General features: G+C 50.3%; 15 protein-coding genes. 7 read left to right on the forward strand and 8 right to left on the reverse strand.

The features are described from left to right. Positions 1 to 2: 2 nt before the first annotated feature. Positions 3 to 428 carry a CopD family protein gene (locus HMY34_RS06280; protein ID WP_202718428.1) on the forward strand — a complete coding sequence of 142 codons (426 nt, stop codon included), beginning with the start codon at positions 3 to 5 and terminating at the stop codon, positions 426 to 428. 83 nt (positions 429 to 511) lie between these two features. Here HMY34_RS06280 and HMY34_RS06285 read toward each other — a convergent pair whose 3' ends face one another. Both HMY34_RS06285 and HMY34_RS06290 read right to left on the reverse strand, forming a co-directional pair. Beyond that, a complete protein-coding gene (locus HMY34_RS06285; RefSeq protein ID WP_228287993.1) occupies positions 512 to 985 on the reverse strand; it encodes a DUF302 domain-containing protein in 474 nt (157 codons plus the stop codon). Positions 986 to 1,197: 212 nt separating this feature from the next. Next, entirely contained in the window at positions 1,198 to 1,668 is a 471-nt protein-coding gene (locus HMY34_RS06290) for an RNA pyrophosphohydrolase (protein ID WP_202718429.1), read from the reverse strand. Between the two features lie 119 nt (positions 1,669 to 1,787). Between HMY34_RS06290 and HMY34_RS06295 the strand changes: the two genes are divergently transcribed. Then, complete coding sequence (locus HMY34_RS06295) at positions 1,788 to 2,441, forward strand: histidinol-phosphatase (protein WP_202718430.1); 654 nt, start codon at positions 1,788 to 1,790, stop codon at positions 2,439 to 2,441. Here the strand turns inward: HMY34_RS06295 and recC are convergent. Then, a complete protein-coding gene (gene recC / locus HMY34_RS06300) occupies positions 2,425 to 5,541 on the reverse strand; it encodes an exodeoxyribonuclease V subunit gamma (protein ID WP_202718431.1) in 3,117 nt (1,038 codons plus the stop codon). The genes HMY34_RS06295 and recC overlap by 17 nt on opposite strands. 112 nt (positions 5,542 to 5,653) lie before the next feature. Between recC and HMY34_RS06305 the strand changes: the two genes are divergently transcribed. Together HMY34_RS06305 and HMY34_RS06310 are read left to right on the forward strand one after the other, a co-directional pair. Continuing rightward, positions 5,654 to 6,769 carry a glycosyltransferase gene (locus HMY34_RS06305; protein ID WP_202718432.1) on the forward strand — a complete coding sequence of 372 codons (1,116 nt, stop codon included), beginning with the start codon at positions 5,654 to 5,656 and terminating at the stop codon, positions 6,767 to 6,769. 51 nt (positions 6,770 to 6,820) lie between these two features. Beyond that, the gene (locus HMY34_RS06310) at positions 6,821 to 7,963 is read left to right on the forward strand and encodes a glycosyltransferase (RefSeq protein ID WP_202718433.1); all 1,143 of its coding nucleotides are present in this window, start codon (positions 6,821 to 6,823) and stop codon (positions 7,961 to 7,963) included. Between the two features lie 16 nt (positions 7,964 to 7,979). On the opposite strand, the gene HMY34_RS06315 is transcribed toward HMY34_RS06310, so the two are convergent. From HMY34_RS06315 to HMY34_RS06335, 5 genes are all read right to left on the reverse strand, one after another. After that, positions 7,980 to 9,056 (reverse strand): acyltransferase family protein, encoded by a 1,077-nt coding sequence (locus HMY34_RS06315; protein ID WP_202718434.1) that lies wholly within the window; start codon positions 9,054 to 9,056, stop codon positions 7,980 to 7,982. Between the two features lie 34 nt (positions 9,057 to 9,090). Then, positions 9,091 to 13,287 carry a glycoside hydrolase family 99-like domain-containing protein gene (locus tag HMY34_RS06320; protein WP_202718435.1) on the reverse strand — a complete coding sequence of 1,399 codons (4,197 nt, stop codon included), beginning with the start codon at positions 13,285 to 13,287 and terminating at the stop codon, positions 9,091 to 9,093. After that, positions 13,288 to 14,538: an ABC transporter ATP-binding protein gene (locus HMY34_RS06325; RefSeq protein WP_202718436.1), complete on the reverse strand. Its 1,251-nt coding sequence runs from the start codon at positions 14,536 to 14,538 to the stop codon at positions 13,288 to 13,290. It abuts the gene before it with no gap. Next, complete coding sequence (locus HMY34_RS06330; protein WP_266096950.1) at positions 14,528 to 15,277, reverse strand: ABC transporter permease; 750 nt, start codon at positions 15,275 to 15,277, stop codon at positions 14,528 to 14,530. The genes HMY34_RS06325 and HMY34_RS06330 overlap by 11 nt, the downstream gene beginning before the upstream one ends. A gap of 89 nt (positions 15,278 to 15,366) precedes the next feature. Further along, positions 15,367 to 16,311 (reverse strand): glycosyltransferase family 2 protein, encoded by a 945-nt coding sequence (locus HMY34_RS06335; protein ID WP_202718438.1) that lies wholly within the window; start codon positions 16,309 to 16,311, stop codon positions 15,367 to 15,369. Between the two features lie 33 nt (positions 16,312 to 16,344). Between HMY34_RS06335 and HMY34_RS06340 the strand changes: the two genes are divergently transcribed. Genes HMY34_RS06340 through HMY34_RS06350 form a run of 3 tightly spaced genes read left to right on the forward strand, consistent with a single transcriptional unit; the run spans position 16,345 to position 21,467 of the window. After that, positions 16,345 to 17,703: an exopolysaccharide biosynthesis polyprenyl glycosylphosphotransferase gene (locus HMY34_RS06340; protein ID WP_202718439.1), complete on the forward strand. Its 1,359-nt coding sequence runs from the start codon at positions 16,345 to 16,347 to the stop codon at positions 17,701 to 17,703. Between the two features lie 23 nt (positions 17,704 to 17,726). Beyond that, positions 17,727 to 19,091 carry a phosphohexomutase domain-containing protein gene (locus tag HMY34_RS06345; protein ID WP_202718440.1) on the forward strand — a complete coding sequence of 455 codons (1,365 nt, stop codon included), beginning with the start codon at positions 17,727 to 17,729 and terminating at the stop codon, positions 19,089 to 19,091. Positions 19,092 to 19,097: 6 nt separating this feature from the next. Then, positions 19,098 to 21,467, forward strand: coding sequence for a hybrid sensor histidine kinase/response regulator (locus HMY34_RS06350; protein ID WP_202718441.1), 2,370 nt, complete (start codon positions 19,098 to 19,100; stop codon positions 21,465 to 21,467). Positions 21,468 to 21,478: the final 11 nt, after the last annotated feature.

The raw sequence follows: 21,478 nt of genomic DNA on the forward strand, positions 1-21,478 counted from the left end.
TTATGTACGAATGGATCAAAGCCATCCACGTCATCTTTATGGTGACTTGGTTCGCGGGGCTGTTCTACCTGCCACGCTTGTATGTTTACCACGCTATGCCGGAAAACACCGGCAGTTTTACCCTGTTTAAAATCATGGAACGGCGCTTGTTTGCCATTATGACGATTGGAGCGGTGATCACACTGGTGTTTGGTTTGATTATGCTGGCGCTTAATTGGCAATATTTGATGGTGGCAACCCATTGGTTTCATGCCAAATTGCTGCTGATTGTGTTGCTACTGGGTTATCACCACGCTTGCTACAAGCTGATGATTAAGTTTCGAGATGATGCGAATACCCACGATCACAAATGGTATCGCTGGTTCAATGAAGCGCCCAGCGTATTGCTGATCGTGATTGTCATTTTAGCGATTGTGAAACCGTTTTAAGCATAATGGCGGGGTGTGAGGGTAGAGACGCAAAATCTTGCGTCTCTACGGGCGGGTTTTACATGCAGGGTGTTACTTAGCGATTACTTGGCAAAAGCGATGAAACTTTGTTGGTCGGCGGAAACGTCTTTCATGACTTCTGCGACTTTGCCGCCGAACATCGCCCCCAATAATCCGGCATTCATGCTGCCGATGTAGGCTTTGCCGTCCGATTTTTCATAGACTGAAATGGTGCATGGCATAAACACGGATATTTTCTTATTCTGATCTTGCTCCAGAATATTGGAAGCATGGGTAGCTTGGCACAAGTTCACCAGCATTACCGGCTTCAAATCCTTGCCTCCGTGCTTTTTAACGGACTCATGCAAGGGCTTAACGTCGGATACCACCCAGCCTTTGCTCAACGCATTCTCTTTAATTTTATCCACCGTTTCCGCAGTACTTAGCGGGCTAACCGCTTCATGCAACATCATCCCTGGCATCACATTCCAACCCACCGCAGCCGTTACTACGACGCCCACTACCGCACCTACCATCATGGCCATTACTGTTTTCATCAAAATTTCCTCTTAGCGAAAAACAATTTGTAATCAAAAATGGGCAGTATTGTTATACGTCTGCCTCGCCTATAGTTATAGCTACAAAACGGTTAAAGCGCGTCGGGCAGAACGCCCAAGAGTATGAGAAAAATCATGATAATGGCAGATAATCAGCGTTGCGACTGGTGCGGGTAGAGACGCAAGATGTTGCGTCTCTACGGAGGTGGGTATTATCCTAACAACGGCGCTAATTCGTTCAGCGCTCGGTGGTATACGCGACGTTTGAAAAACACCACTTGGTGGGCAGGATGCCAATAATCCACCCATTCCCAGTGATCAAATTCCGGTTTCCCGGTGGCCTGCAAATTGACATCATAATCGTTGCACTTCAAGCGCAGCAAAAACCAGCGCTGCTTTTGCCCGATGCACAACGGCTTCGCACGACGGCGAATCATGTAATGGGGGATGCGGTACCGCAACCATCCACGAGTTTGCCCGACAATTTCCACCTGATCGTGCCGTAAACCGACTTCCTCGTACAGTTCGCGAAACATGGCGTCTATCGGCGATTCTCCTTGATCTATTCCTCCCTGTGGAAACTGCCAAGAATCCTGTCCTAACCGTTTCCCCCAAAACACTTTCCCGTCGCAATTGCAGAGGATGATGCCCACATTGGCTCTGAATCCTTCCTGATCAATCACGATTCACTCTCCAAAGCTGAACTTTCCCTGATTTTTCCACAACTGTCATGATTCGGCAATTTCACGCGAGTGAAAAGCGGGTACAATCGTCGGTTTTCGTCAACTAAGGTGAGAAAAACATGACTTTGGCACTTTTTGACTTGGATCACACCCTGCTCAAGGGAGACAGTGATTACCAATGGGGGCAATTTCTAATCAGAAAGGGTTTGGTTGAACCTGAGCAATACGAAACCGCCAACCTGTACTTTTTCGAGCAATATAAACAAGGCACACTAGACATTCACGCTTACTCCGCCTTCGCGTTTGAACCACTCAGTGAACGCAGCATGGCAGAACTCGCGATACTGCACCACGAATTCATGACCAGTGTCGTCGAACCATTGATCACCGATGCGGCACGGCAACTGGTGGAATACCACCGTGCCCAAGGACATACCTTGGTAGTCATTACGGCGACAAACAGCTTTATTACAGGCCCAATTGTCGAAGCCTTTGGCATTCCACACTTGTTAGCGACTGAACCCAAAGTGGTGGACGGGCGTTATACCCGCGACATCGACGGCATTCCATGCTTTCAAGCAGGCAAAGTCACGCGCTTGCAACACTGGCTGGAAAATCGGGTGGAAACCTTAGCGGGCAGTTATTTCTACAGCGATTCCCGCAATGATTTGCCCTTATTGGAAATGGTGGACAACCCCGTCGCCGTTGACCCCGATGACACCTTGCGCACTATCGCACAGGAAAAAGGCTGGCCGATCATTTCCTTACGCTAAGCATTTGCCCAAATACGCCGTGGGCAATCGCCATAAATTCTGCTTCCTGCGTTTCCAGCGGGTTACTGTCACGGTACAGCAAGCGGTATTCGGGTTTTTCGCATTCGCCTGCAAAATTGCCGCTGCCCTCCCACGTACTCATGACTTTTGCCACCTCCGGCTCTTTTTGCTCCATCAAATTGAGACCGGATTTGGGGAAAAACGGTAACGGTGCTTGTAAACCTTGCCAATACCACGCCAACAATTGCAGCAACTGTTCACGCGCATCGCTGACCGGTTCGAGTTGGTAACTCTCTTCCGGCGTGTGAATCAGCGTGACATGGGGGTAAATACTTTCCGGCAAGGTATTCAACGCTAAATGGTGCAACCACGCATCCAACCAGTTCCAGTAACTCAGTTTGCCGAATTCGTAGAGTGTGCGTCCCGCCGTCACATCCAATTTATTGAGCGTACCACTCAGGTGGAAATCGCCATCTGTTAGGCTAAACGGCGCACGCTGCCACACCGCTAAGGGCTGGATGCGGTTGAAAAATTCCTCGGTAACATCCGCCTCTTTTCTAAACACCAACTCACCGGGTTTGCCGTGTGGCAATAAGCCTTGCGCCCGCAACAACGGCTCGGCAGTACTCACCGGCAAGGCTTGCTGCAATTGCTGAAAAATACAGTCGCGCACGTCACGCTCACGGAATTTTTCCAAGCCGAACGGCTCACGCACCGGCAGTTCTTCCGCGTATTCGCTCAGGCGTAAGCCGAAGCGCTCTTTGAGAAACACCCGCGCTGGGTTTTGGTAAAAGCGGATCAAATCTACCAGATTGAGCGAACGATAGGCGGAATCAGGTTCGGGAAGCGTGAAATCTTGCCAAAAAGTCGGGCAAACGGTCGGGGTCGCATTACCTGCTTGCGGCTCAATGTACGAATTATACGTAAACAAACCTTTCTCACCCCGCAAGTACTTTTGGCTAAACGCTTGCAACGGGTGTTTGGTCAGCAGCACTTCGCGGCAAGCGGGAGCGCAGCGTTCCAGATAATCCATGAGTTCGCTCACCAGCACCGAGGGAGGCAATTCGCTATTATCTTGCGGGCTTTGCCCAACATAGCTGAGGTACAACCAATCGCGAGCCGAGAGGATACTTTCCAGAAACAGGTAACGGTCTTCGTCGCGCTTGAGACGGTCGCCCCGTTTAATGCCCTGCCCCATGCGGTCAAAACTGGCGCGAGCATCGCGACGCGGGTAAATGCCGTCATTCATGCCAATCAGCGCCACAAACCGAAACGGCACGGTGCGCATCGGCATCAAGGCACAGCAAGTGATACCGCGCCCCAAAAAGCCGTCGGATTCGCTGCGTTTATCAAGTTGTTCCGCCAAGGCACTTTGGAACACCGCCCACTCCAGCGGCTGCCCGAAACCGGCTTGTGTTACGGTTTTTTCCAAATTATCCAAGGCTTGCCACACCGCTTGCAGGGGCGCATCGTCGCCCACCACCGCATCCAACAAATAGCGAAATCGTCGGTTCCACTCCGCCAAAGTTTGCGACTGTCGCCCCCAGCTTGCCAGCTCGAATACCGCTTCCAACACCTGCTGCAAGCGCCCTAGCATTTCGGCTTGGCTGCCTTCGATCTCATTCCAAGGCAAAATACCATTGAACAATGCCTCACCCGGCATGGCGTAACCCAACAGCAAGCGATCCAAACCATAACGCCACGTATGTTCCGGCGTATTAGCGCCGCCGAGTTCGGGGCGCATTCCAGCCTCCGTACCCCAGCGAATATTGACGGCCCGAATCCACGCGCGGCATTGCTGCACTTGCGCCTCATCCACGCCAATACGCGCCCGCACCTCCTCGAATTCCAGCAAGGTCAGCACGCTTTCGACATCGCAGCGCCCTTGCGGAAGACTCAACAAATGCTCGCACAGATTGGTGATACTTTGCGCATAACCGGGGCTACTATCCGCAATGCTAAACGGCAAAGGGTAAGGCGCACTCGAAAATACCGCATCCAAATACGGCGCATACTTATCAATGTCGGGGGTCATAATCACCACGTCCGCCGGAGTCACGTCAGGATGCGCGGTAAACAACGCCAACAGTTGATCGTATAACACTTCGGCTTCGCGCATCGGCGAATGACAGGCGTGAAACGCGATGGACGTATCGGCTGCGTCCCATTCCATCACGTCCGGCATTCGCAGCAATAACATATCGGTCTGAATCCGCCCCAGCAGCGTAGTTTCATCCGGTTCGCCGAACAGTTCCACGTCATCCAAATCGGCATTGGCTTCAATCAGCAAATCCAGAAAATCACGCCCCTGCCGCCCCCACGATGCCAGCAAAGGGTTGCCGACACTGAAATAATCTTGCACATCGGCTTGCTGTTTGTGCTTACGCTTTTCGGACTCGATGTCGCCCCAATAATCCGCACACGGGTTCATCAGGTAAATGTGAATATCGAGGTATTCCGCCACCTTGCCCAGCAATTGCACATAACCGGGCGACAATACCGGCACGGAAAAAAAGCAGATACGTTTAGGCAGCACCGCAGGATCAATGCTGGCAAGTGCGTGCGCAAAACGTTCTTGCAGGCGCACCCAATGCGGCAATTGTTGTTCACCGGCAACCCGCCACCACAACCGCGCTTGCCAATCATCACTTGCGCCTTTACCGCTTTCCCATTCGCGAATCCAATCCGGGCGAAAAAACAGGTATTGGTCAAAAACTTTGGCAACCTGCGCTGCCAATTGCCAAGCGGCGGTTGCGCCACCACTCAAATAACGCGCCAGTTCCGGCCATTCATCCGCTTCACTTAGGAAAATATCGAAGAGCCGCCAGCGCATTACCGTTGGCGCACACGGGTCTTTTTCGGGAACTTCCGCTAATACCATGCGCAATAATTCCCACGTCATTTCCGCCGGGAACAAATAGCGGATATTGGCAGTAATGCCGTTATACCCAGCGGTTTGCAGCGAAAGCCAGCGCCCCATGCCGCTGTTTTGCACCACGACTTGTTCTTTCGCCAAGGGTTCGAGCGGATTTTCGCGTTGTAACTGCGCAAATTGCTGCGCAAGTTGTTCGAGCTGATTGGAATGGTGCAGGTAAAGCATGAGAGAAGTTTCACGGTTATGCTAGAATTCCAGCTTTTGTGACACAAAGTCGGCTATATAGCAATCAAGAAAAAGTTGTTACCGACACATGGAATCAGGCCAAGGTTTTTAGATGCAAGTAGCACTCGTGCATGAATGGTTTAACGAAGTCGCCGGTTCGGAAAAGTGCGTGGGAGAATTCAATACACTCTACCCTGACGCGGATATTTTCGCCTTGGTCGACTGGCTGGACGATGCCAGCCGCCAATCGCTGTTGGGCGGCAAACAAACGCAAACCTCGTTCATTCAACGGCTGCCATTTGCGCGTAAACATTTTCGCCAATACCTGCCGCTGTTTCCGATTGCGATTGAACAATTCAATTTGGATAAATACGACTTGGTGCTGTCTTCGTCGCATTTGGTTGCTAAAGGCGCATTGACGCATCATGGGCAATTGCATGTGTGTTACTGCCATACGCCGGTGCGCTATGCGTGGGATATGTACCATGATTATTTGCGCGGCGGTAATCTGCAAAATAGCAGCATTAAATCTTGGCTGAGTCGGCGTACCTTGCACCATTTGCGCCTGTGGGATGTGCTAAGCAGTAATCGCGTCGACCATTTCATCGCCAATTCGCATTACATTCGCAAACGCATTCAGAAAATTTACCGCCGCGAAGCGCACGTCATCTATCCGCCGGTTGATACCAACCGCTTCAGCTTAGTGACGGATAAGGATGATTATTATCTAGCCTTTTCACGTTTAGTCCCCTACAAGCGTATCGACTTGATTGTGCAAGCCTTTGCACACACGAAGCGTAAATTGGTGGTGGTAGGCAATGGCCCGGAAATGGAAAAACTGCGCGGCATGGCCACTCCGAATATCGAGTTTCTCGGTTTTCAGGATGATCAACGGGTCGCCATCTTAATGCAGCAAGCGAAAGCCTTGGTATTTGCCGCACTGGAAGATTTCGGGATTATCCCGGTCGAAGCGCAAGCCTGCGGCACGCCGGTGATTTGCTTGAATCAAGGCGGAACGGCTGAAACCGTGCTTCACGGCAAAACCGGCATTCATTTTCAAGAACAAAGCGTGGCAGCGATTCGCCAAGCGGTGGATGAATTTGAAGCTCGCCAAACCCAGTTGCTGGATGCCGCCAGCATCAGTGAATTTGCGCAACAATTTTCCGTCACGCGCTTTCGGCAGGACATTAATCAACATATTGCGCAACTGCTAGAGCAGAAAATATAGAAATTAGCTACTATCTGCTAACCGATCAAAAAGTAAAGACAAATACCCATTATGAAGGTTATCCACGTAGCCGAATCATTCGCCGCAGGTGTACTACATTTTGTTGCCCAACTGACTCATGCCATGCCGGAACATGAGCATATTGTCATTCACGGCAAGCGCCCTGATACGCCCAATAATTACGCAAGTCTTTTTTCTAAAAAGGTAAAATTGTTAGTCTGGCACGGTGTCAGTCGTGACATTTCTCCATTGGGCGATGTATTGGCGTTGTTGCGCCTAATGCGTTTATTGAGCAAACACGATGCGGACGTTATTCATCTGCATTCTTCCAAGGCGGGTTTTTTGGGGCGTATTGCGGCAAAATTGCTCTGGCAATCTGGCAAGGTTATTTATACACCACACGGGGTTGCCTTCCTGCGCCAAGACGTGACTTCGCTCAAACAAACGCTGTTTATTGGCTTGGAAAAGGTCGCCAGTTTATGCAGCGGTCAGGTGATTGCGTGCTCGGCTTCGGAAGCGGCGAGCTTCCACGCCCACGGCATTGCCGCCGATTACATTAACAATGGCATTACTTGTGCACGGCTACCGGAATCTGCTTTGAGCAAATCGGATGATGCGCCGTGCACCATTGCGGTGGTTGGCAGAATTTCTAACCAGAAAAATCCGGCGCGTTTTAATGCGATTGCACAAGCATTCGCCAATGAACCCCAATTCCGCTTTGTTTGGGTCGGCGATGGTGAATTGCGTCACTTGTTGACCGCACCGAATATTCGCTGCACTGGCTGGGTCAGCACCAAAGAAGTCGCGCAAGAATTGCAGATGGCTGACATTTACTTATCCACGTCGTCGTGGGAAGGCTTGCCACTGTCAGGGTTAGAAGCGATGTGTTATCGCTTACCGATGGTGTTGAGCGAATGCACCGGGCATACCGATCTTGTGCAAGATGGGCGCAATGGCTATTTGTTCCAGCATGATGACACGGCGGTATTGGCACTCAAGACGCTGGCAGATGATGCTGCGCTGCGTGAGCGGCTGGGGTGTGCCAGCCGGGAATTGTTGGAACAGCAGTTTACGGTGCAGCAGATGGCGGATAGTTATCGGCGGATTTATATTCACAGTAGCAGTGAGCAGCAACCGATTGGTCATGACGCCTCAACGTTTACCGAGTTTAAAAACCCAAGCCCGAAAGTGTGACGGGAAACACTGCTTATTAAGCTCGAAGCAAGTTTCGTCCGAATTCAATGCCCGGCTTCTCCACGAAGCGGAAACTCAAGGTGCTCAAAGTCCAAACTAGGCTAATCGCTATCAGTGCCGCACACAGAAAACCTGCCATGCCACCACCCGTCAGTGCTGCGATATGAGCAGGAAACTCCAGTTTGATCAGTGCTACCATTATCATGGGATGCAGTAAATAGATGCTAAAGCTTAATTGCCCCAAGTGACGCAACGGGAAACTTTCAAGCACAGGATTGCGGGCATAGCAGGCCGAAAGCAGCAGCAGGCCGAATACAATCGCCCAGATGCCTCGATCAAAACCAATCTGTATCAGTGCCGTGTCCAATCGATCTGAGCTTGCCACGGTGATAGCGAGAATCATGGAGATCCCCAGCAACAGCCATCCCAGCACAGGAGAGCGAGCGAACGCCATTGCCTGCCATAGCCTGAAACAGGTGATTCCGGCTATGAAAAAAGGCAAATGCGTTCCGAGGTTCATGTAGGCATAACTGCCAAGCCCCGCTACCGAATAAGCATTGTAGATTGAGGTGGACAATATACAGGCCACCACGAATCCAATCAGTGCTGCACGCAAGCTAGGAATCAGTACGGCAAACACGGGGAACATCAAATAGAACAGCATTTCAATGCCAATCGACCAACCCGCCCAGACAATGCTTTCATGCTGCCCCGGAACCAGGCCAAATAGAAAGCTGACGTTGAGAAACAGGGTTTGGAATGAAAATGTCTTATCCCACACCACCCAATTAGCCATAAGCCACAGAACCAGCATGGTGTAAAACAGCGGGGCAATCCTGAACAGACGGCGTATGTAGAAACGGTAGATTTGTACTCGACCAGAGAGTTTATCCGCATAACCATACGCGAGTACGAAGCCGCTGAGTGTGTAAAACAGAGGAACCCCCAGACCAAAACGGGCAGGAATGAACCCCATCGATTCAGGCACGGAAATCTTGACCAACTCCGCCAAGTGATACAGCAGCACCATCAGGGCAGCGACCCCACGCAGTGATTCAATCGAATCGAGATGCCTTACCTGATGTTCTGCCATTACACGTCCCGCTCCATCAGAAATTCATCCAGCATCACAATAAAATTTCTTTTTTAAGGTAATTCAGATAATTAGCAGCTTTTAACCTAGCATTTTCAGTAACTGGGTAATGTGCTGCATACAACTGTTGAACCTTACCTATCTCTTCCAGCAAAAGCTGACGGCCTTTTCCAGCAATCACACTGTTTTCATGCCGCCGATGGCGATTTGCCGCTGTAGGGGAATAAGCAATATTCCCTTGCGCGAGAACATGCATATACACAACCCAATCACCAGCCTTTTGGTAAGACTTAATTTCATCAAAGTTTTCACTAAAAACCTTCTTAATGACAGCACTTTTAAATACTACCGCACTGACATTGGGGATGGTATTTAATACGGCGAGCGACGAAGCACATTCTTCATGACCATTAAGGGCATAAGCATGTTTCCATTTATCCGGGGACACGACACTCAAATAATCCTGATAGTTTTTAGCCATAACCATGCCTTGGGCATTGATTTGCTGAGACTCGCAATAACTTAACACAGCCTCCGCAGACACCAAGGGTGGCAAAACCGTTTGAAGAAAATTCGGATCACTGAGATCATCCGCCTCGGCAATCCAGATATAGTCACCTTTTGCCAGAGCAATACCCTTCTGCCACTGCGCAAACACATTGCCAGAGTTCTTGTCATTAACAACGACTTTGGCCTCAGTCTGGGTTGCCGCCAACCACTTCGAGATGGCGGGAATACTTTGATCGGTCGAAGCGTCATCCAACAAGATCAGTTCAAAGACAGGAATAGATTGCCTGTAAATACTCGCCAGCCGCTGCTCAATGTACTGTGCATAATTGTAATTTGGCACTATCACCGAAACTTTCGGGATTGTTACGCCCAACATCTCGCACAAATCAAACAAATAGGGACGAAAAGCGAAATGCTCATCCACATGGTTTTGAGCAGCATCACCCAAACTCGCAGACAATGCAGCGTCATCGAGCAATTGCTTGATTGCAGATGAAAATGCCGCCACATCCAGTTCAGGCGCAACCAACCCACCAACTTTTTCGACCAAGATGGATGCGCCGCCAGTACCTGCAAATGCCACTACAGGAACACCGGCGTCAAAAGACTCCAGCACGACACTGGGAAACGGGTCTTCCCGTGAAGTCAACGCATAAACATCTGAAGCTGCATAAAATAAGGCGGTTTCAGAATGGAAGCCAACAAAGTGAATCCGGTTTTTATAAGGGTTGGTAGCAAGCAGGGCTTCAATCTGCTCCTGCATTCCCTGCTCCCAATGCCCAACCCAGACAAAATCAACGTCCTTGCGTTGCGCCAATATTTGCAGGGCACACTCAACGAATAAATCGACCCCCTTCCTGTGGTCAGCATAGCCAACTGTCAGGACAATTTTAGTATCGGCATCCAATCCCAAATGCTCACGCAAGGTGGATCTTGCCAGCTTTTTCTCAAGCCGCCATTGATTCCTGCGGTACAAACCCTGGGGGCGAATAACCTGCTTACCCTCATCCACTTGGGCAAATTGGGCAAACCCATCTGCAACGGTTTGCGCCGGAAATACCACGGTTTTAGCGTGTTCAGCAATTTTCTTAGTACAGTCTTCGAGATGATATTGCTGAATAACGCCCGGCAATTCATGCACCAGACAAATACTCTCTATTCCTGCATCCTGAAACACAGGAATTACACACCCGGCAACTGTGGTATTGACTATTGCTTTTGTGTAACCCCGCTGCATCAATGCATTGGCAAGCTTAACCAGCTCTCCCTCACCTTGTGCCGGAATATCGACCTTGTGGATATTAGCAAGTGCTGCAAATTCTTTTTCCAACCGCCCATCACCGAGCAACACCACTTCCACATCAAAATGTAAATCGTGCTTTAATGCTCGCACCATGCCCAGTGCCAAAAATTGTGCTCCATGCGGATGCGCATCATGCGACACCACCAAGATTTTACCGGCACTGTTAAAACTTCCCTCGTTAGTTAAAGCGCGACGGGTCGCTTCAAGGTAAGCATAACCGTAATGCTGATCCGGTTCTAAATGCGCCCCTTCGGCCCATTCATTCCACGCATTCACAAATACCAATCGTTCCTCGGAGTTATGCACACGTTCACAAGTATCCGCCACAGCATTGCTCAACCATTCTTGGTAATACTCTGGTGTACTATTGATATAAATCGTGCCATTGTGCTTGCGACGTGCCGTATTGTCCCAAGCGGGACAAACACTTCTAAACAGCGGGTAAGCAGGCTTTTTATAATGACGCGAACGTTTCACAAAAGCACGCCAATCGTAAACCTTCCCCGTAAAACGCTCGTTTAACGGCTTAACCGTATCGGCTAGATTAGCTAATGGCACATTATTCGGTGGAAACTCAATCGCCGCATCAAAACCGTATTTCTTCGGATTCACTGCCTCAAAAGATTGCGTGTACGCAAGGTAGATCTCACCAATGCCATTCTGCGCACACCACTCACGCCAGCATTTTGTGGTGTCTTTCGCGGACGGCAACAAACTAGGCCGATACACCAACAATAATGGCTTACCATTAATGCGAATGTAGCGCTCATCACGCATGTATTGCGCGACATATTGGATAAAGTGCAGATCATCTTCCGGTGAATGTTGCTGAGTCATTAGCAACTCACTTTCCAAACCATCCCAGCGACGGCTCCAGTTTTCATTCGCCCAGCACAAGCAGAATGGCAAATCGAGACTGCGATCTTTGAGGTAATTCTCAACCGGTTTTTCCAGCAATAATTTGCCACCAAACCAATAAGTATAGAAGCAGAACCCGCCAACACCATAGAGTTTCGCCAACGCCACTTGGCGCTGCTGTACGCTTGAATTCAGCAAATCGTAATAACCCAATTCATCCGGCACATGCGGTTGATAATGTCCTACAAATTGCGGTTGCGCGGGTTTAACGTTTGTCCATTCGGTAAAGCCTTCACCCCACCACGCATTATTTTCCGCAATCGCATGAAATTGTGGGAGGTAAAATGCAATTAACTTCACCGGCACACTTTCCGGGGGAGGTACTTGCAGTAACGGCACATACGCGCCCATTGCCAACACATTGCCGTGCGCTGGCATTAACGGCAGATCATCCCAATCATCATCGTCTTCCACAACGGCCCAACTGCGGTAAGTACGACTCCAACTCACTAACTGCGGCGGCATAGCCTTAAATAGTTTATCTTTCAACACGGCCTTTTGCTGGGGTGAAATCGGTAATTGTTGCCACAGGTGTTTCGCCCAAACGGAAATGACCTTACGGGTAAACTGATACGTTTTTACAACATAAGGACGCATTACCCGCAATGGTTTGGTGACTTTAAAGCTAATAGAACTCAACATACCTTCTCGCTCTGCTGCAAGGCTATTGCGCTCGATAGTAAGGCAGTCCCGCTCTGCGATAAGGTTGTTGCGCTCCATCACAAGGCTGCTAATCTGTGCATCGCGCTCTGCCATTAGCCCACGCCAAAAACGGGTAATCTCCGTATCTTCAATACGCTGTTCCAAAATTCCGCTATTTAATACCGGTAAGGCAATATCTGCATCCGATGCCACCGCAATTAAATACATGGCATAAGGCACGCCGGGTATTTCAGACAAGTTCGCATCCGCCACTTCATAACTGCCCGTCGGGCTTAAACCGTCTTCACATAAAATCGCCGAGCCATACACCACCCGTTGCCCGTATACACAACGGTGCTTAAAATGCTCATCCAACAATGCGGTAAATTCATCGCGGTACAATTCTTTAATGTGATGCGGATTAAGCGTACCCGGTTTATCGGTGAATTCCAGCTTGTCGGGGTTGGAAATAATCAGCACACCACTAGGACGCAATACCCGCTTGATTTCACGCATCATCGCGTCGTGTTCATCGTGATGTTCGATAGTTTCAAAACTCACCACCACATCCACACTCGCATCATCCAGTGGAATAGCGGAACACGAGCCTTGCCGGTACTCCAAATTATCACGCTGATACTTGGTTTGCGCGTGTATCACTGCCTCATGGGAAATATCCACACCGATAATGTCGAGCGCGGTTTGCGCCATCATTGCGCTGCCATATCCTTCACCACTGGCAATATCCAGCACGGTTTTACCCGCAACAACTTTGCTCGCCAATAAGTAACGGTGCAGATGTTCTAATTCGATATTGCCATGCACCTCTGGCATAAAACGCTCGCCGGTAAAATCCATTCACTCAATCCTTAAACGCATTTTTTTCATAGGCACACCGATTAATCCCAAACAAGGCGTTTGAGCATGAACACGTACAATCATCGCGTCATGTAACCAATGATGCTGAATATGGTCTTCTTGTGTTCCCGACGCAATCGCGGGAGAAATACTGTAATCGCCAGAGGGTAACAGCGGCAATTGAAATTCAAAACGGGCAACCACTTCTGTACCAGCATTCAATGACAATGCATCATCCGCATAAGCCAAAAAAGTATTATCCGAAAAGATGACCTGACCCAGCCGATCTTTAAACTCAAAACCGACAATCGGGCGCTGAATATCACGGAATACGGCACAACGAATATCAAGCATCACTGACTCACCGCCAACCACCCATGATAATGGCTCGCCTTCCTGATCTAGCAATTGCACTGCTATAATTTTCGCATCACCTGTACCAAAGCCTGTCGGAATAGGTTTGGCATCCACACTGGTTTCTGGCTGATCCGCGTCCACCCCTCTAATATCTTGGTTCGCTTCATACAGTGCTGCGAGATAATGTTCAGTAACTTCTTTGGGTGTACCGATTTCGACAATTTCACCACTGCGCAATAACACGGCTTTACTACACAAATTGACGATAGCAGCAGTATCATGACTCACAAACAATACCGTACCCGTTTCCATAAACTGCCGGAGAAAACGGATACATTTTTGGGTAAAGAACGCATCACCCACGGATAAGGCTTCATCGACCACCAGAATATCGGCATCCACATGTGCAATTACCGCGAAGGCCAAACGCACATACATGCCGCTAGAATAGGTTTTCACCGGCTGATCCATGAAATCAAGAATATCGGCAAACGCAATAATAGCTATCATTTTTGCATCAATTGTTTCCCGTGAAAGACCATACAGGGAAGCTGCCATGTATACATTTTCACGCCCGGTAAATTCCGGGTTAAAACCAGCACCCAACTCCAATAACGCCGCGACACGCCCGTTGATTTCGATACTTCCCGTACTAGGCGTCAATGTGCCACAAATCATTTGGAGCAAGGTCGATTTACCGGAGCCATTACACCCAATAATCCCCACCGTTTCACCTTTTCGCACGCTAAACGACACATCCTTGACCGCCCAAAAATCCCGGTAATAGATTTTCTTCTCGCCACGCAACATTTGCAGCAAACGGTGATGCGGCTTGTCATACAGGCGGTAATTCTTGCCAACCCCTTCCACCTTAATCGCAAACTCAGAGGACATCCGCAAACCCTCCTCTGGTTTTCTGGAACCACACAAACCCCAGCCAAGAGATCAAACACGCCACCACACTGTAGAGCAACAAACCACCCCAATCCGGCGCGTTGCCCCATATCACCACTTCCCGCGTTTGCTCAATCATAAACGTCAAGGGATTCAGCAAGAGCACGGTTTGGAAATGTTCGGGCAATCTAGACAAGGGGTAAAACACCGGACTCATAAACAGCAACACCGTCGTCACCAAGCCGGTAATTTGCGCCACATCACGCACATACACCCCCAGCGCCGCCAAAAACCAACTAATCCCCATAATGCCCATGACAAACGGCAGCCACACCAATGGCAACAACAGCACCGTCCAAGGCACATGCTGCATCAAAATAAGCTCAGCTATCAGCAACACCAACAAGCTGATGCCGGTATGAAATAACGCCGATACCAACGTAACCCACGGCAAGATTTCCAAGGGAAACACCACTTTTTTCACATAATTGGCATTGGACAAAATCAAACCGGGCGCACGATTCACACATTCCGCCAACAAACCGTGTACCACCAGACCTGCGAACAAAATAACCGCGAAACTCCCGCGACTTTCGCTGGTATCCACACCCCAACGTGATTCAAACACCACGCTGAACACAAAGGTGTAGACCGCCAGCATAAACAGCGGGTTAAAGAACGACCAAGCCATCCCAATCATGGAGCCACGGTAACGCCCTAACACATCGCGTTTACTCATTTGCCAAATAAGCTGACGGTTACGCCACACCGAATCTAGCATGACAAGGGGACTAAGCGGAACAGGCTGATAAAGCTGCATAAATAACTTCAAATCTTTTTTAAAATAGCGGCGGCAATGAGTCCCAGATGACTCCCCAACGGCTCGCGATAAATACCGGATTGCCAGAAACCCAGCAAGCGGGGTAATAACCAGCGGTTTCGCGCCAACATAAACCGATCCAATATCACGCGATTGGCGGGGCTAAGTTTAGCACGCATCGCTTGTAACGCCTGCATTTGCCGCTCATTACCGGCACGAAAAGTACCCTGCCACACCTCACGAATGGTGCGCAACCGCACCAGCCGCGCCAACCAGTGCGTTTTCATCCCGACCAGATTGCCACCGTGCTGACGGTAACGCACACTGGGGTAGGCATCATAAAACACCTGTCCACCCACACCACTCACCAACAAATACAACCACCAGTCATGCGCCACCACTGCCACCTCGCTTCCGGCAGCACGTAATAACGCGACAGCAGCATGATTAAATACCATCGTATTCCCACTGGCGATATTTTGCGTCAGTGCATGAGCAAATCCCGGCGGGCGGGTAAACGGCGCAGACAATCCCAATTCACCATTATTCGCATCCACCAACCGTGTACGCGAACCATACAGCGCCGGAATATCCGCTGGCACTGCTTGCAAGCAATCCAGCGCCCGTTGGAGTTTATCCGTTTCCCACACATCATCTTGGTCACAAAAAGCGTAATAATCCGCCTGAATTTCGTCACGGCAACAGAGCGATAAAAAGTTAGCTACAAATCCTCGTGCTTCACCTTGCACAATAGATAAGCGCCCTTTGAGCCATTTTGACCTATACTCAGTCAGAATTGAGGGAGTATCATCTTGCGAGCCGTCATCCGATGCCCACATGCGCCAGTGCGGGTAGGTCTGGGTAGCCACTGATTCCAGTTGCTCACTCAAGTAACGCTGACCATTATAGGTACAGAGCAGGATAGCAACCGCTGGCATGGCACTTCTGTTCAAGATGCAATAACTTCTTTTCACTATAAAAAACGCATGAAATATACCCTGTTCAAACTGACTCTGTATACACTGCTGCTGCTACTCAATCTCGTGTTAGCACGTTGGTTAGCGGAGTGGCTCCTCCCGGATGTTCACGCACACCCCGCCAGCAAATACCTGTGGCAAATCATGATCTATGTGCTGATTTTCTTCTATCTGCGTCTCTTAACCCGACGCATGGTGACGACCTCAGAAACTTGGCTGATACTCAAAGGTAGCGCGATTGCTCTGATCATCAATTTCGCACTGATGTCACTGCTGAAGCAATCGGATCAATATTCGCGCCTCATCATCCTGATGTTTTTCAGCCTTAACCTATTGCTGCCCATCTGGATTTATTACCTGAAGCGCCGCTGCCTGCAACACCCGCTATTGCGTGAAAAAGTGTTGCTGATCTGTGATGAAACCGCGTGTGCGGACTCCCACCAATGGCTAAAAGCTGACAACCCGTTTGGTTTCGATGTTGCCGCCACCGTGAATATCAATCACTATTCCCCCGAAGGGTTAGAATCCAAAGTCGGGCAAATCTTAGAAAAACAGCACTTTTTTGCCACCATTATCATGCTGGAAAATACCGGCATGGAACGCATGTTTCACCTCATGGATCAAATTCAACACAAAGTGAAACGCATCCTACTTGTCCCACGCATGACCTCGTTACCCATGTTTAATGCCGAAGTGTTCAACTCTATCAACCAGAAGGGCTTGATTTTCTTTGTCCGCAACAACCTGCTCAGTGACAGCGACCGCGCCTTTAAACACGTCTCCGATTTCATCCTCGCGCTCCTGCTTACCCTGACGCTATCGCCGTTTTTGTTTGGGCTGTATGCATGGGTCTGGCTGGCAACCGACGGCAAACCGATTTTCAAACAAAAGCGTATCGGGCAAAATGGCAAACTGTTTAAAATTTACAAGTTCCGTACCATGCGTGCCGATGCTGCCGAACAACTGGAAAAAATCCTTGCCGCCGACCCTGCTGCACGGGAAGAATGGGAACGTGACCGCAAATTAAAAAACGACCCACGCATTACCCGTGTGGGGCAATTTTTACGGCGCACTTCGCTGGACGAACTCCCGCAATTGATCAATGTTTTGCGCGGGCAAATGTCACTGGTCGGGCCGCGCCCGATCATTGGGGAAGAAATTGTTGATTATGGCGAATACATCGACTATTACCAGCAAGTCAGACCGGGCATTACGGGGCTATGGCAAGTCAGCGGGCGCAATGAGCTAAGCTACGCCGAGCGCGTCCAGTTGGATGTCTGGTATGTGCGCAACTGGTCACTGGAGCTGGATTTAATCATTCTGACCAAAACTTTTGTGGCAGTGCTCTTACGCAAGGGCAGCTATTAAACAAGCAAACACGAGACGTATACATGCAAAAACTAACCTGTTTCAAAGCCTACGACATTCGCGGCAAGCTAGGGGACGAGCTTAACGACGACGTGGCTTACCGCATTGGGCGGGCGTATGGGGAATTTATCGGCGCAGGCAAGCAAGTCGTGGTCGGCGGCGACGTGCGTTTGACCTCAGAAACGCTGAAGTTGGCGTTGGCAAATGGCTTGCAAGATGCAGGCGTGAATGTGATCGACATCGGCATGACCGGCACGGAAGAGATTTATTTCGCCACATTCCACCTTGGCGTGGATGGTGGCATTGAAGTCACTGCCAGCCATAACCCGATGGATTACAACGGCATGAAGCTGGTGCGCGAAGGTTCACGCCCAATCAGCGGCGACACCGGCTTGAAAGACATTCAGCGTATGGCGGAAGAGAATCAGTTCCCACCTGTCACGCAACGCGGCGCACTCACGCAGCAATCTTGCCTTGCCGATTACGTGCAACACTTACTCGGTTATATCGACCTCAAGGCAATCAAACCGCTGAAACTGGTGGTGAATGCGGGCAATGGCGCGGCGGGTCACGTCGTGGATGCGCTCGAAGCCGAATGCCAACGCCTGCAAGTGCCGATCACCTTTATCAAAGTGCATAACGAACCGGATGGCACGTTCCCGCACGGTATTCCCAACCCCTTGCTGCCGGAAAACCGTGCCGATACCCGTGATGCCGTGTTGGCACACAACGCGGATATGGGAATTGCGTGGGATGGCGATTTCGACCGCTGCTTCCTGTTCGACGAAACCGGCGAATTCATCGAAGGCTATTACATCGTCGGCTTGCTGGCGGAAGCGTTCTTGCAACAGCATCTGGGTGCGAAAATCATCCACGATCCGCGCCTGACCTGGAACACGATTGACGTGGTAGAAGCGGCGGGCGGCGTACCCATCCAATCCAAAACCGGACACGCTTTCATTAAAGAGCGGATGCGCTTGGAAGATGCGATTTACGGCGGTGAAATGAGTGCGCACCACTATTTCCGTGACTTCGCGTATTGCGACAGCGGCATGATTCCGTGGTTGTTGGTAGCGCAATTGATGAGCGTGAAAGGGCAAACACTGTCCACGCTGGTGAGTGAACGCATTGGCAAATTCCCGTGCAGCGGCGAAATCAATTTCCACGTTAACGATGTGAAAGCGTGCATCGCGGCGGTGCGCGAACATTTCACGGCACTGCAACCGCTGGTGATTGATACCACCGACGGCTTGAGCATGGAATTTGCGGAATGGCGTTTCAACTTGCGCGGTTCTAACACCGAGCCTGTGCTGCGCTTGAATGTGGAATCGCGTCAGGATATGACACTGGTGCAAGAACAAGTCGCGAACATCAGCCGCTTTTTCTAAGATCGAATGAACCACACAGTGCTGTTTCGCATGGCTGGCTGGCGGCAACTGCTCCTGTTAATTTGCCTGCTGCTGTCGTTCGCGCCGCTGAATGCTGCCCCCATTACCCTGAGCGATGGGTTGGGGGAAGTGTTTCTCAACCCGCAGATGGACATTTTGGCAGACCCCTCCCATGCACTGAGTATTGAACAGGTTACGTCAAGCACCTACCAGCCACAGTTTCAACCGAACAGCGCGGCGCAACAACATTTTGGGCGAGCGGATGTCGCTTGGTGGTTTCGTGTCAGCGTGACTGACAGAGGCAGTGACTCCCATTGGTATTTATTGGTCGATTTCCCCAACATTACCACCGCCAAAGCGTTTGTGGTTGCCACGGATGGACGCATTCAACCCTTAGGGGAGATGCGCAAACCCACTACAAACATCCCCACAGTATATTTGCCTACACCACACGGGCAAACACAGACGATTTACCTGCGCGTTAGCAGTATGGGTAAAGATCGTTTGTTCGCCCCGATCAAAGTATTATCGGCCGAAGCCCTGCAAGCGAAAACCAATGTTGAGCATTTTTACTACGGTGCGATTGGCGGGGCATTGTTGATCTTGGCGGCTTACAGCTTGTTTCTGTTTTTCAGTATTCGTGAACATAACTATTTGACGCTGACCATCATGCTGTGTCTCGGCTGTCTAGTCAGCCAACGCTCCAGTAATACGCTGCCTTTTTTAAGCTTCTTGAGTGACCCTTCACACACATTCTATTCGCTAAGCTTCCAGCTTCTCGTCGTCGTTCACACACATGCTTGGCTGGACATGATAGGTAGCAAAACCCATTTTCCGCGCGTTGACCGCTGGCTACGGCTGCCTTTGTTGGTAGCGTTGGTAACGATACCATTCACCTCACTGCTGCCGGGTGCTGACTTGTGGAGCTACTTGTGGGCAAGCTTTTTCGTGATCGAATTTGTCCTGATCTCAATCTTCACCTATCGTACCGTGTGGCGTTCTCCTCTTGTGCAATACATCGGGCTATTGCAGCTTGTGGTGATTCTCTTTTATGTGCCGACGCTGCTGTGGGGCTTGGGGGTGGTACAACCCGAAGATGTCAATGCTACCATCCGTTTGGCACAGATTGGTTTTTTGCTGGCAGGCATCTTTTTGTCCTTAATGCACACGGAACATACCCGTTTGCTGCGCTTTAACGCAATGCAAGCAGAAGCCAGTAATCAAGCAAAAAGCGAATTTCTCGCCACCATGAGCCATGAATTGCGTACTCCCATGAACGCGGTGATTAGCGCGGGAACGTTGCTAAACATGACCGCGCTTTCCGAGCAACAACAGAATTATGTCAGCAAACAGGAGGCGGCTTCCCGCCATATGCTGGGGTTAATCAATAACGTGCTGGATTTGGAGCGAATCGACAATAGCCAGTTACCGCTGGAGAATGTGCCGTTTCGCTTGCAGGACATCATCCAACAAGTCGAACGGTTACTGGGTGAACAAGCACGCGCCAAGCAGTTGCCGCTGGATTTGGACAATCAGGTTGCCCCACCCTACGATTATTTGCTGGGCGACCCGACGCGTTTGACGCAAATACTGGTGAATGTGGTGGGCAATGCTATCAAGTTTACCCATCAGGGACGGGTCAGCTTGCAAATTACACCGGCATGGGTGGCGGATCATCGGGCTTGTCTCACGTTCAAGATCAAGGATACGGGGATTGGCATTGCGCTTGAGCAACAAGCTGCCATTTTCCAGCCATTCACGCAAGCCAGCCGCAGTACGGCGCGACAATACGGCGGTTCAGGGTTGGGTCTTGCCATCAGCCGCAAGCTGGTAGCCAATATGGGTGGCTCGCTGAAACTGACTAGCCAATTCGGTAAAGGCAGCGTATTCAGCTTTACGCTGACCTTTACGGTGCATACCGCCACGGATACTGCCACCGAGAACGCGCCGTCAACCCCCATCACACAAGCAATGCCACTGGTCGGAACGCGCATTCTGTTAGTGGATGATGATTCCCTCAACCGCTTTTTCGGGCAAGAATTGTTGCAAACATTAGGCGTTAGCGTAATGACCGCCAGTAGCGGACAGGATGCGCTGCAACTGCTTCAGCAGCAACACATCGACTTGGTGCTTATGGATGTGAGTATGCCCGACATGGATGGCTATGAAACAACACGCCGACTCCGCGCCCTGCCACGCTTTGCTGAACTGCCCATCGTTGCGCTGACCGCGCACACCATTCCGGGAGAACGGGAGCGTTGCCTCGCTGCCGGTATGAATGATTACCTGCCCAAGCCGTTTGGATTGGAGCAATTGCAGGGCGTGATTTGCCAAGCGCTTGGGGCTGTAGAACGCACATCAAACGGCGCAACATAGCCTCGGCAGGA

Origin of the sequence: Thiothrix subterranea (assembly GCF_016772315.1) — a bacterium.
GTDB classification, from domain to species: Bacteria; Pseudomonadota; Gammaproteobacteria; order Thiotrichales; family Thiotrichaceae; genus Thiothrix; species Thiothrix subterranea.

What these genes read in the sequence shown, in the direction of transcription:
- HMY34_RS06280 (WP_202718428.1), top strand. Translation starts at nt 3, where the DNA reads ATGTACGAATGGATCAAAGCCATCCACGTCATCTTTATGGTGACTTGG.
- HMY34_RS06285 (WP_228287993.1), bottom strand. Translation starts at nt 985, where the DNA reads ATGAAAACAGTAATGGCCATGATGGTAGGTGCGGTAGTGGGCGTCGTA.
- HMY34_RS06295 (WP_202718430.1), top strand. Translation starts at nt 1,788, where the DNA reads ATGACTTTGGCACTTTTTGACTTGGATCACACCCTGCTCAAGGGAGAC.
- recC (WP_202718431.1), bottom strand. Translation starts at nt 5,541, where the DNA reads ATGCTTTACCTGCACCATTCCAATCAGCTCGAACAACTTGCGCAGCAA.
- HMY34_RS06305 (WP_202718432.1), top strand. Translation starts at nt 5,654, where the DNA reads ATGCAAGTAGCACTCGTGCATGAATGGTTTAACGAAGTCGCCGGTTCG.
- HMY34_RS06310 (WP_202718433.1), top strand. Translation starts at nt 6,821, where the DNA reads ATGAAGGTTATCCACGTAGCCGAATCATTCGCCGCAGGTGTACTACAT.
- HMY34_RS06315 (WP_202718434.1), bottom strand. Translation starts at nt 9,056, where the DNA reads ATGGCAGAACATCAGGTAAGGCATCTCGATTCGATTGAATCACTGCGT.
- HMY34_RS06320 (WP_202718435.1), bottom strand. Translation starts at nt 13,287, where the DNA reads ATGGATTTTACCGGCGAGCGTTTTATGCCAGAGGTGCATGGCAATATC.
- HMY34_RS06325 (WP_202718436.1), bottom strand. Translation starts at nt 14,538, where the DNA reads ATGTCCTCTGAGTTTGCGATTAAGGTGGAAGGGGTTGGCAAGAATTAC.
- HMY34_RS06330 (WP_266096950.1), bottom strand. Translation starts at nt 15,277, where the DNA reads ATGAGTAAACGCGATGTGTTAGGGCGTTACCGTGGCTCCATGATTGGG.
- HMY34_RS06340 (WP_202718439.1), top strand. Translation starts at nt 16,345, where the DNA reads ATGAAATATACCCTGTTCAAACTGACTCTGTATACACTGCTGCTGCTA.
- HMY34_RS06345 (WP_202718440.1), top strand. Translation starts at nt 17,727, where the DNA reads ATGCAAAAACTAACCTGTTTCAAAGCCTACGACATTCGCGGCAAGCTA.
- HMY34_RS06350 (WP_202718441.1), top strand. Translation starts at nt 19,098, where the DNA reads ATGAACCACACAGTGCTGTTTCGCATGGCTGGCTGGCGGCAACTGCTC.